The organism is Vibrio sp. 1S139 (assembly GCF_041439475.1).
Classification (GTDB): domain Bacteria; phylum Pseudomonadota; class Gammaproteobacteria; order Enterobacterales; family Vibrionaceae; genus Vibrio; species Vibrio crassostreae_C.
Genome location: NZ_JBGOOD010000090.1, coordinates 1 through 11,750, shown reverse-complemented (window position 1 = coordinate 11,750; position 11,750 = coordinate 1). Strand labels below are relative to the sequence as shown.

9 protein-coding genes are annotated in these 11,750 nt (G+C 44.6%); 1 reads left to right on the top strand and 8 read right to left on the bottom strand.

Annotated features, from left to right (window positions below):
* Nucleotides 1–125: 125 nt before the first annotated feature.
* The 8 genes from hflC to tsaE all read right to left on the bottom strand — a co-directional run bounded on the left by hflC (nt 126) and on the right by tsaE (nt 9,663).
* On the bottom strand, nt 126–1,103 hold the full coding sequence (gene hflC / locus ACED46_RS20170) for a protease modulator HflC (protein WP_017059930.1): 978 nt from the start codon (nt 1,101–1,103) through the stop codon (nt 126–128).
* A 2-nt stretch (nt 1,104–1,105) separates the two neighbouring features.
* The gene (gene hflK, locus ACED46_RS20165; protein ID WP_371722278.1) at nt 1,106–2,308 is read right to left on the bottom strand and encodes an FtsH protease activity modulator HflK; all 1,203 of its coding nucleotides are present in this window, start codon (nt 2,306–2,308) and stop codon (nt 1,106–1,108) included.
* A 27-nt stretch (nt 2,309–2,335) separates the two neighbouring features.
* Nucleotides 2,336–3,643, bottom strand: a complete 1,308-nt coding sequence (gene hflX / locus ACED46_RS20160; protein ID WP_017059928.1) for a ribosome rescue GTPase HflX — start codon at nt 3,641–3,643, stop codon at nt 2,336–2,338.
* A gap of 44 nt (nt 3,644–3,687) precedes the next feature.
* Nucleotides 3,688–3,951, bottom strand: a complete 264-nt coding sequence (gene hfq / locus ACED46_RS20155; RefSeq protein WP_017059927.1) for an RNA chaperone Hfq — start codon at nt 3,949–3,951, stop codon at nt 3,688–3,690.
* Between the two features lie 192 nt (nt 3,952–4,143).
* Nucleotides 4,144–5,076, bottom strand: a complete 933-nt coding sequence (gene miaA / locus ACED46_RS20150; protein ID WP_017059926.1) for a tRNA (adenosine(37)-N6)-dimethylallyltransferase MiaA — start codon at nt 5,074–5,076, stop codon at nt 4,144–4,146.
* Between the two features lie 97 nt (nt 5,077–5,173).
* Complete coding sequence (gene mutL, locus ACED46_RS20145; protein ID WP_371722277.1) at nt 5,174–7,387, bottom strand: DNA mismatch repair endonuclease MutL; 2,214 nt, start codon at nt 7,385–7,387, stop codon at nt 5,174–5,176.
* Nucleotides 7,388–7,489: 102 nt separating this feature from the next.
* Nucleotides 7,490–9,205, bottom strand: coding sequence for an N-acetylmuramoyl-L-alanine amidase (locus ACED46_RS20140; protein ID WP_017067933.1), 1,716 nt, complete (start codon nt 9,203–9,205; stop codon nt 7,490–7,492).
* A complete protein-coding gene (tsaE, locus tag ACED46_RS20135) occupies nt 9,199–9,663 on the bottom strand; it encodes a tRNA (adenosine(37)-N6)-threonylcarbamoyltransferase complex ATPase subunit type 1 TsaE (RefSeq protein ID WP_004735870.1) in 465 nt (154 codons plus the stop codon). Before tsaE ends, ACED46_RS20140 begins: the two co-directional genes overlap by 7 nt.
* A 240-nt stretch (nt 9,664–9,903) precedes the next feature.
* Between tsaE and queG the strand changes: the two genes are divergently transcribed.
* Entirely contained in the window at nt 9,904–11,082 is a 1,179-nt protein-coding gene (queG, locus tag ACED46_RS20130; RefSeq protein WP_017059922.1) for a tRNA epoxyqueuosine(34) reductase QueG, read from the top strand.
* Nucleotides 11,083–11,750: the final 668 nt, after the last annotated feature.

Below are 11,750 nucleotides of genomic sequence, written 5' to 3'. Positions count from 1 at the left end.
GGGATTATCTGCTAACTGCAGGATCGTTCAAGTCTTCTTAAACGATCGGCATTACCCACAATGGGAGCCTTTTAAGTTTTTAACGTATTTTGCTTATTAAGCTAAGCATTCGCTAACGCATCAGCTTATTTTGCTGGAGCGCCGCTTGCTTGATTCATGTATTGGAAGAAGTCAGTCTTCGGATCCAGTACTAGAATGTCGCTCTTATCGCTAAATGATGTCTCATAAGCTTGCAATGAACGCATGAAGCCGTAGAACTCAGGATCTTTGCTGAACGCATCAGAGTAGATCTTCGCTGCTTCTGCATCCGCATCACCACGAGTGATTCGAGCTGTACGGTCAGCTTCAGCAAGAACTGTTGCCACTTCTAGCTCAGCTTGAGCACGGATAACTTCCGCTTTCTCACGACCTTGAGAACGGTGTCTACGAGCAACCGATTCACGTTCTGCACGCATACGGCGGTAGATAGATTCACTGATTTCGTCAGGAAGGTTAATCTTCTTCATACGAAAATCAACAACTTCAACACCTAAATCAGCCATCGCACTTTCTGCCGTTCCAGACAAAACGTTTTCCATGATCTTATCGCGTTCGCCATCAACTTCTAGTGCTTCTGCAGCCGCTACCGTTGTGACGACTTCGCTATCAGCAGAGTCTGGCAGGATGTCCTTGTTACGAGGGCCTGACACGATCTGCTTAATTTCACGAGAACCAATTTCAGAACGAAGAACATCTGTCACTTTACGCTCAAGAAGTGCTTCTGCCGTCATGATATTACCGCCACCGGTACTCAGATAGAAACGTCCAAAATCAGCAATACGCCATTTTGCGTAAGTATCAATTAGAACGTCTTTTTTCTCTGATGTTACGAAACGGTCAGAACGGCCATCCATCGTTTGAATACGAGCATCAAGTACTTTTACGCGATCAAACATCGGTAGTTTAAAGTGCAGACCTGGTTCATAGATTCGTGATACGCCGTTGTCATCGAGAACTCGACCAAAACGAATTACCATGCCACGCTCACCTTCTTGAATCACAAACACTGACATCAATAGAAGGGCAATCGTCACAACTAATACAGGGATCATTAATTTACGCATTATTAGTATCTCCCTTGGCGTGAACTGTCTGAACGAGTTTGAGTGCTAGGCTTTGGATCCACTTGAGTTTCTAACTCAATTTGATCGTAAGTTGATGATGCTTTTGCAGGGCGAGAGCCCGACTGAGAACCACCTTGTGCGCCTAGCTTATCAATTGGTAGGTATAGCAAGTTACCGCTTGATTCAGAATCAATCAGGACTTTCGATGTGCTTGAGTACACTTTTTCCATTGTATCTAGGTACATACGGTTACGTGTTACTTCAGGAGCAGCTTGGTATTCAGGTAGCAGTTTCTCGAATTGAGCAACTTGACCTAGAGCACCATTAACTGTGCGCTCTGAGTAACCCACCGCTTCTTTCTTCAAACGCTCAGCACGACCTGTTGCTTTTGGAAGAATGTCATTTCGGTAAGCTTCAGCTTCACGTTCAAAACGCTCTTCATCCTCACGAGCCGCGATAGCATCATCAAATGCATCTTTCACTTGCTCAGGTGGACGTGCTGACTGGAAGTTCACGTCAACAATCAGAATACCCATGTCGTAGCTATCAATAATACGGTTCAACGTTTCTTGAGTGCTTTGACGAATCTGCTGACGACCACTTGTCAGGATACTATCCATTAGTGAGTCACCAATTACCGCACGAAGCGCAGAATCGGTTGCTTGGCGTAAACTGTCGTCTGCATTCGTTACACGATACAAGTACTTGTATGGGTCAGAAACACGGTATTGAACACCCATTTCAACGGTCACAACGTTTTCATCTTTCGTTAGCATCGTGCCAGCAGCACGTAGAGAACGAATCGCTTGAACGTTTACTAGTTGCTCATCACTGATTTCATCGATGAAGCGTGGGTGCCAGTTAAGACCAGGTTCTTCGATACGGTCGAACTGACCTAATCGAAGTACTACTGCTCTTTCTGCTTCGCCAACAGTGTAGAAACCAGCGAAGAACCAGATAGCAATAGCAATAACGGCAATGACACCAAAGCCAATTGCACCGCCACCACCAATAGATGGTCCGTTGCCGTTGCCACCCTTTTTACCAAACTTGCCACCTAACTTTTGACTTAGTTTATTAAACACTTCGTCTAGATCTGGCGGTCCTTGATCTCGGCCGCCGCGATTATTTTTATTACCCCAAGGGTCATTATCGCGGCCGTTATTATCGCCGTTGTTGTTATTTCCAGGCTCATTCCACGCCATTAGAAAGCTCCATCATTTGATATGACGTTATACTGTAGCAGTCTCTTTGGTAACGATAAAGTCACCTAAGAGCGCCCCTTCTCTTTTTTCAAGTTTAGACCAATCTATTTGTTGCATTCGGATATCTATCAACAAGTTACCATTTTCATCATACTCTTCCTGTTGAATACATTTCATCTCGAAGAATAAGCTGCGAATGCGACCCTGATGTTGATGTGGAATACACAACCGGAATTGAACCATCTGGCTAGCTAAACGCTCAGTTAAAGCTTCAAACAGTAGCTCAATACCTTCTCCTTCCATTGCAGAAACCCAAACAGCGCGAGGTGCGCCCTCTTCGTCTCTTTCAATTCGAGGTTTTTGGTCTTCCATGCAGTCAATTTTGTTCATGACTACAAGGGTTGGCACTTCATGAGCATCGATTTCTTCTAATACTTCATGAACAGCCTGAATGTTCTCACGAAAACGGTCATCACTGGCATCAACAACATGTAACAAAATGTCAGCTTCCTGCGTCTCTTGTAATGTTGCCTTGAACGCAGCGACCAAGTCGTGTGGTAGATGACGGATAAAACCTACGGTATCTGCGAGAATTGCAGGCCCGACATCTGCCAAATCAATCTTACGTAGTGTTGGGTCTAGGGTTGCAAACAGTTGGTCTGCCGCATAAACACCAGCACTTGTGATGCGATTGAAAAGTGTTGATTTCCCTGCGTTGGTATAACCAACCAAAGAAATTGTTGGGATTTCAGCTCGATTACGAGCACGTCGTCCTTGTTCACGCTGTTTAGCAACTTTCGCTAAACGACGTAGTATTGCCTTTATACGGTCACGCAACAAACGTCGATCGGTTTCCAGTTGAGTTTCACCTGGACCACGAAGACCAATACCACCTTTCTGCCTTTCAAGGTGAGTCCAACCACGAATCAATCGGGTAGAGATATGACGAAGCTGAGCGAGCTCAACTTGTAGCTTACCTTCATGAGTTCGCGCACGTTGTGCAAAAATATCTAAGATCAAACCCGTGCGATCAATCACACGACATTTACACAATTGCTCGAGGTTGCGCTCTTGGGCAGGAGAGAGGGAGTGGTTAAAAATCACAATTTCAGCACCGGTCAGCTGAACAGCTTGTGCGATTTCTAGGGCTTTACCTTCTCCAACGTAGTATTTAGGGAGTGGGGATTGTCGGCTACCAGTAATCACTTGTAGCGTTTCTACCCCCGCTGAGGAGACCAGCATTTCACATTCGCTTAGATCTTCCCATTCTCCCTCTTGCGTGAAGTTGATATGAACAAGTACGGCTCGCTCGCCGGATTCATAACGGTCAAACAAGCAACCAACTCCTTATTACAGCGCAAGCTGTACAAATTGAACGATTAATCTTCAGTCTTCTCTGGACGATCAGATGGCGTGCGTTGCTCGCCGCTGTGGTGACTAACTGCGCGAGCAGGTACCACAGTAGAAATCGCATGCTTGTAAACCATTTGGTTTACTGTGTTCTTCAATAAGATCACGAATTGATCGAAAGACTCGATCTGACCTTGCAGCTTAATGCCGTTAACAAGATAGATAGAGACTGGAATGCGCTCACGACGGAGTGCATTTAGGAATGGGTCTTGTAGCGATTGCCCCTTAGCCATTTTATTTTCCTTATTTGTATTTTGTTGTAATTATTTAGCTAGTGGTGCACAAAAAGGTGCGGCCTTTGCATCTGAGCTAAATGAATAAAAAAACTCCGTTGTTATTGAAAGGCTGTGATTTTTAAAAGCCTCAATAACGGATCCTTTCCAGAGTATATTCACGCAAAAGCGATCGCATTATACACAGCAATACTAATCAGATGCTATTGCATCTGAAAGAGTTTCTAACGCTTGATCAATGTTTTCGCTATCTAACCAAGTTAAATCATCCCAACTGCGCAACCAGGTGATTTGTCGCTTGGCCAACTGACGGGTTGCACAGACACCACGGAAAACCGCTTCGTCTAAATCACAATTACCGTCTAAATAATCCCACATCTGCCTATAACCAACGCATCGGATCGATGGCAGTTCAGGGTGAAGATCTTCTCTGGCGTACAACGCCTTCATTTCATCTTCAAACCCAGCTTCTATCATCTTCTCGAAACGCAGCTCAATGCGGCGATGGAGTTCAGTCCTTTCCTTGGGAGCTATTGCAAATTGTTTTACACGAAATGGCAGGCTATCGCCTTTCGTTTGAGTTAGCTCTGTTAATGTTTTACCCGAAATTCGGTAAACTTCCAATGCCCTTGAAAGCCTTTGTGGATCATTTGGGTGTATTCTTTCAGCGGATACGGGATCTATCTCTCTTAATTGATCGTGCAATGCCTGCCAACCTTGTTCGATAGATTCCGCTTCAATCTGCTTACGAATCTCTTGATCCGCGGCTGGTAATGGCGATAAACCTTCCAACAATGCTTTGTAGTACAGCATTGTGCCACCAACAAGTAACGGGATTTTGCCTTCCGCTACAATCTTATTCATTTCATTGATCGCATCACGACGAAAATCTGCCGCAGAATACGCTTCGCTTGGATCCAAAATATCAATCAAGCGATGAGGCGCGAGCTCAAGCTCTTCCGCATCCGGTTTAGCGGTACCAATATCCATGTCTTTGTAGATCAATGCCGAATCGACGCTGATGATCTCTACAGGGTATTTCTGACGTAAGCGGATAGCTAAATCTGTTTTTCCTGACGCCGTTGGGCCCATTAAAAACAACGCTAAAGGTAATTTTTCAGTCATGATATTTTGTATTTGCTTCTCTGTTTTAGCGCTTTTTAGCAAAGGGCTTTGTGTCGCGACGTATTCAGCTAAAAAGACAAAGGTCGTCGCGAAAAAATTAAACCGTAAACGCGGCTATAGTCGCTGAAAAGTCGATAGGATTAACAAACTCTGGATCATCTAATGGAAGTAGACCATGCCAAAGTTGTTCTAGTTCCCCAACTAGTTGAACCGCTTCAGATAAAGTGTAGTCGCTTTTTACTTGTGCGGTTTGAATCCCGATCCAGTTAACCAAAGCTGACAACATGTCATTAGGTTGCTTCACTGCACCCTGGGCATTTATTGAAGCCGCGTAAGATAACAGATCTGGGATCAAAATTTGTAAGTTTTGCTGCCTTAAAGGAGAAGGCACGCCCATCACCATTACCGCCTCGCTGTTTCGCGCCTTAAGCTCAATCCCCAGTAATGCCAGAGTTTGACTCAGCGCCTTAGCAACTTCGACAAGTTCACTACCCAGCTTAATCGATAAAGGCACCAATAGTGGTTGGCTTTTTAACGCACCACCTCGAGTATCAAGCTGACCAACAACACGCAATAACTCAGCCTTAGCCAAGGAAACCAGCACACTGCCGTTCTTATTGCCCATTACCAGATACTGACGTTCCACAATCGAGACCGCTTTGCCCAAGTCCGTTACAGGTGCTCTTGGCTTTAAATGAACAGGATTCTGTTGAGCAGGCTTAGCTTCTTTATTTTCTTTATTTTCTTTATTTTCTAAGTTGTCTCTGGTTTCTACTGGTGCCACATGCTCTTGAGAAGATGAAGGCTGTACAACTTGCTCATCAAAATCTGGCGTTTTCAGAAGCTCTTTATAGGCTTTCACTTCTCGCTTAGATGGCGCGGGTTCACCATGATGTTGGTGTGGCTCTTTCTCTTTTTTAGGTTCAGGTCGAGACTCAATCCACTCTTGGCGAGGAGAGCCTGTAAAGTTGCTTTCACTAGCAGACGAGCTTCGGCCAGCTAATGAACTTGGACTGGTTGATGAGCTTGGGCTAATTGATGAAACATAATGTCGCCCACCATCATTAACGCTGTGTTGAGGCTTATCAAAAGCGTGCTCTGATTCTGCTTTTCTCGGGTAGGCAGGCGTTTGCTCAATAGCGTGTCGCACCCTATCCGAAACTTGGGTTTGATCCGAACTGCTAGGCATTACGCTTTCTGGCTCAGCGAAACTTGCAACACCATCAACTGCAGAGCTCGTACTATCTTGCTGATGATGAATCACTTCTGACTGATGAAAAGCCGACTGATTGATTGGTGCAGCATCGATCTGCTTGCTCTGTGCTAAACCATCACTCAATGCTTGGTAAATAAAGTCATGCACAAGGCGCGCTTGATGAAAACGCACTTCATGTTTTGCAGGGTGGACATTCACGTCCACCTGATGTGGGTCGAGTTCAATGAACAACACATACGTCGCGAATTGGTCTGGACGCAGGCTGGTTTCGTAGCTTTGACGAATCGCATGATTGATCAGCTTGTCACGCATCATACGACCATTCACATAGCAGTATTGCAGGTCGCTTTGTTGTCTTGCTCCTTCTGGCGTGGTGATCCAGCCATGAAGTTTTAGGCCTTGATGCTCAAGTTCGATCTTAAGCATATGACGAACAAAAGGATTGCCACATACCGCAGCGATTCGCTTTTCTGCTTGAACTTGTGTTTTTGCAGCGCGGTACTGACGAATCATCTTGCCGTTATGACGAAGGTTGATCGTCACATCAAAACGACTCAATGCGATGCGTTTAAGCAACTCATCAATATGGGTGAATTCAGTTTTCTCGGTGCGTAAGAATTTGCGGCGTGCTGGCGTATTAAAGAACAGGTCCAACACCTCAACCGAAGTGCCAATAGGATGCGCCGCAGGCTGCAGTTTCACCTGCATATCACGGCCTTCACTGTGTGCTGCCCAAGCTTGATCTTGAGTGGCAGGGCGTGAAGTCATGGTCAAGCGCGCAACCGAGCTAATACTCGCCAGCGCTTCACCACGGAAACCGAGGCTGACGATCGCCTCTAGGTCATCAAGAGTGTGGATTTTGGAGGTAGCATGACGACTCAGTGCCAAGGCAAGCTCATCTTTTACGATGCCTTTACCATTGTCACGAACGCGGATCATCTTGGCGCCACCTTTCTCGATATCAATATCGATACGAGTGGCACCCGAATCCAAACTGTTCTCAACCAACTCTTTTACAACAGAAGCGGGTCTTTCTACCACCTCACCCGCTGCGATTTGGTTAGCTAACCGAGCTGGCAGTATTTTGATCGTCATATTTATAGCTACCTTACTGCCATTGATGGAAACGCTGCTACGTTTGCACTAGTTCTTATTTTTTATCATTGATATACCTGAAGCTGTTTAGCATTCCCAAGACTACTTGTGAGGAATAATCAACACTTGGCCGATAGCTAGACTGTCAGATCTTAGCTTATTCGCTTGGCGAATGCTGTTGACGCTCACGCCGTATTTCGAAGCTATCTTGCCAAGGTAATCACCTCTTGCAACTTTGTGTTTGCGCAGAGGAACATCTTTAACTTCAACCGTAATACGTAACTTTTGGCCTACTCTCACCGTCTCTGATTTCAAACGGTTCTCACGTTTAATATCAGCCACCGACACTTTATAGCGGCTGGCGATCTTACCTAGGTACTCTCCAGACTTAACCGTGTGAGTGATGGTCTTAGTTTTAACCGCACTGCTTGATGATGAAGTTGAAGCACTGCCTGGAATCTTAAGTACTTGACCAATTGCTAGGCTGCTCGATTTCAGATTGTTGAACTTCATCAACGTCTGTGTCGACGTACCATACTTGCTCGCAATCACAGACAAAGACTCACCACGAGAGACTTTATGTTGGCTCACGCTGCCCGTTGATGACGTTGCGTTAGACAAGATAATCCCTTCAGGCGGGTTAGCCTTCAAATACTTAACCACCGCTTTAGTCACTGCTCGTGCCAATTTATCTTGGTGCGAACGTTGGAAAAGAAGCTTCTCTTCCGTCGGATTCGAAATAAAACCTGTCTCTACCAGTACTGATGGGATCTGTGGTGAACGTAATACTGCTAAGCTGGTGTTAATCGGCTTGCTATTGTGCAGTTTCGCAACCTTACCCATTTCAGACAGAATTGCCGTTGCCAGTTTGTAGCCCTCTTTTTGAGAGTGGCTAAACTGCAAATCAAGCAGGGTTTGGTTTACGTTCTTATCATCAATATTGCTTGTGAACGCTGCACCGCTACCACCAAGCAATTCAGACTGTTTCTCTTTATTCTCAATCCAACGAGAGATCTCTGTATTTGCGCGGCGAGTGTTCAATACAAACACTGAACCACCTCTTGGTTGAGGCGTCGTAAAGGCGTCGGCGTGAATAGAGATCAACAGGTGAGCTTCATTCTCTCGAGCAATCGCAACACGTCGATTCAGGTTCACAAAGTAATCAGCATTACGAGTCATACGAGTTTTGATCCCCGGGACCGCATTCAGTTGAGCTGCTAACTTCTTAGAAATACTCAGAGTCGCGTCTTTTTCGTATTTACGCGTAGGACCAATCGAACCTGGGTCTTCACCACCGTGGCCAGGATCAATCACAATTAGAATATCTTTCTGGCGCTTAACCTGATTAATGTTCTTACTTACCGTTGGCTTACTCGGTGTCGAAGTCGCTTTACTTGCCGCACCATGAGGTAAGTCGATCACCAAACGGTGTCCATACTGACCACCTGGGGTCGGGCTCAGTTTGAATAATTCTGCTTTAGACGACTTCTTTAACTCAAAAACCAAGCGATAGGTGTTTTTGTCTGGCGGTGAGCTCTTACGAATCTTAGATAGAACAGGGCTGTCTTTCACCTCGACCGGTAACTTAGTCGCAAGACTGGTATTTTTTAAATCAACCACTAAGCGACTCGGGCTACTCAGGGTGAAATAGCTAAAGTCCGCTTCTGATTTTAAGTCGATAACCACACGAGTTTCTTCTGGAGAAGGCCAAACCCTTAAACTTTTCAGTGAGTTTGCAGAAACAAGTGAAGAAAACAGTATAGAAAAAACAGCAGCCATCATGGCCACTGTTGAAATAAGGCGTTTAGAAATCAACATAACTCCAACTGACTAAGTAAGCGCTGTCCGTATTCACTATTAGCGGTTAAAGAAACAATACGGTGATCGTCTTGGTAACGAATATCAATATCCAAATCGGCTTCTGGTAGCATCCCATAACCTTTCTCAGGCCACTCAACCAAACAGATAGCATCCGGCGTAAAATAGTCACGAATTCCCATAAACTCTAACTCTTCAGGATCTGCTAGGCGATAAAGGTCAAAGTGGTACACCTGCCAATCTGCAAGTTGATAAGGTTCAACTAGAGTATACGTTGGGCTTTTTACATTTCCTTGATGGCCAAGTGCTTTTACAAAGCCACGACTAAAGGTCGTTTTGCCTGCGCCAAGATCACCATGCAGATAAATAGTCGTCTGCTGTGAGCAAAGATTCGAAAGCTCCGTTCCTAATTGAATCGTTGCTTGTTCATCTTTCAAAGTAAATTGTTTCGTGCTCATGAATACGTTCTCTAAAAATCGATCGTTGACTATATAAAAATCAAAAGAACAAGAATAGTAAACCGTGATGCTTTTGGGAGACAAGCACTCAAGTGTAAGTTCTATGAAAAATACTGCTCAAAACGCGTCTGTTCTGGTCAACACCACTAAGATCCGTTAAGATCCGCCCCCATTTTTGCCGAACCTAATTTTAATTAGCCTTATCTCTAATTGTAAAACAGAGAAAATAAGAAATAAGCCATGAATCTAGACCATCTTGCTGAAAAAATTAAAATCTGGGGAAAAGAGCTGGGCTTTCAAAAAGTTGGCATCTGCGATGTTGATTTAAGTGAACACGAAGCCCCTCTTCAAGCATGGCTAGATGCTGGCAACCACGGCGAAATGGATTGGATGGCTCGACATGGGATGATGCGTGCACGTCCTGATGAACTTCACCCAGGCACAATTCGAGTGATCAGCGCTCGAATGAACTACCTACCACCAGAAGCTCAGTTCGCCTCTAACCTAAGCGATACCACTCAAGGCTACATCAGCCGCTATTCTTTAGGCCGCGACTATCACAAATTGTTCCGTAACCAGTTGAAAAAGCTAGGACAAAGAATTGAAAAAGAGGTCGAGGGTTTAGACTCACGCCCTTTCGTCGATTCAGCGCCCATTTTGGAAAGACCACTCGCTCAAAAAGCAGGGTTGGGCTGGACAGGTAAACACTCATTAATTCTTGATAAAGACGCTGGCTCTTGGTTCTTTCTAGGGGAGCTGTTAGTTAACATCCCTCTTCCCACGGATGAACCCAGTGTTGATGAGTGCGGCAAATGCACCGCATGTATCACTTCTTGCCCAACGGGTGCCATTATTGCTGATGGCGTAGTGGATGCTCGCAAATGTATCTCGTACTTAACCATTGAATATGATGGTGTGATCCCTGAAGAGTATAGAGATGCCATTGGTAACCGTATCTACGGTTGCGATGATTGTCAGTTAGTTTGCCCGTGGAATCGTCATGCCGAACTCACAGAGCAAACAGACTTTCACCGCAGAGAAGATTTCCAAGAAGCCGATCTGGTTTCACTTTCAAGTTGGGACGAAGCAACCTTCCTAAAGAAAATGGAAGGCTCAGCAATCAGACGTATCGGCCACACCCAGTGGTTACGCAATATCTTTGTTGCGATGGGCAATGCACCATTTCAACAACGCATTATTGAAACCCTGGAGTCTCATCAAGGCAAAAACGAAATGCTTGATGTGCATATTGAGTGGGCTTTGAATAAACAACTACAGCAGTTACCCAACGCTAGCAGTGTGCAAGAAGATAGCTCTACGCAGAAAAATAGCTGTGTGCAAAAAAGTAACAGCAAAATCTCCACCAAAAAGCACAGACTGATACGTATAGTAGAGAAAGGACTACCAAGAGACGCCTAGCCCTTTTGGTATCAACGATTGACAGCGACACCCACATCGATAGTCCAATATTTAAGACAACTCGTTGCACATAATTTTAGAACAATGTTTGACCTTGTTCTCAATTCTAACAATGTGGAAAAAATTCAGAACTCTCGTAAACTTCCGACACCCGAGCAAAGTTAAACACAGTACCGATAAATGATTAAGATCAAAAAACAACAAGTTAACGATCTTTTATTAAATCCAAGATAGGCATCCAACTTGATAAAAAACAACAAGTTACGATCGCTGCAATTCATCTAATATATTGAAAACAAGAAAGATCTTTTAGGGATAGGTAAAGAATTAAGCCTGAAACAACTTTATCAACCAAGTTATCCACACCTAACATTTTGTGGATAAGTCTGTTTATAGATGTGAAAAACCTCAAGTGTCTGCTTCAGAGACCTGATATTTACTAGCATTCCAGTTGCTAAGAAAAATTTAAGACAAAAAAATATCCACCATGATGGAGGATTATTTGCTTTTTTGGGGGGATTATGCTTCGCAGCATTAAAGAAAGAGCGTGACCTTTGTGGTCGCCTTTAAACACAGAGGTTTAAAGTACTTATTAGCTTTTTTAGAAGAAAGCTGGAGCGATACATCGGGTTCGAACCGATGACCTCAACCTTGGCAAGGTTGCGCTC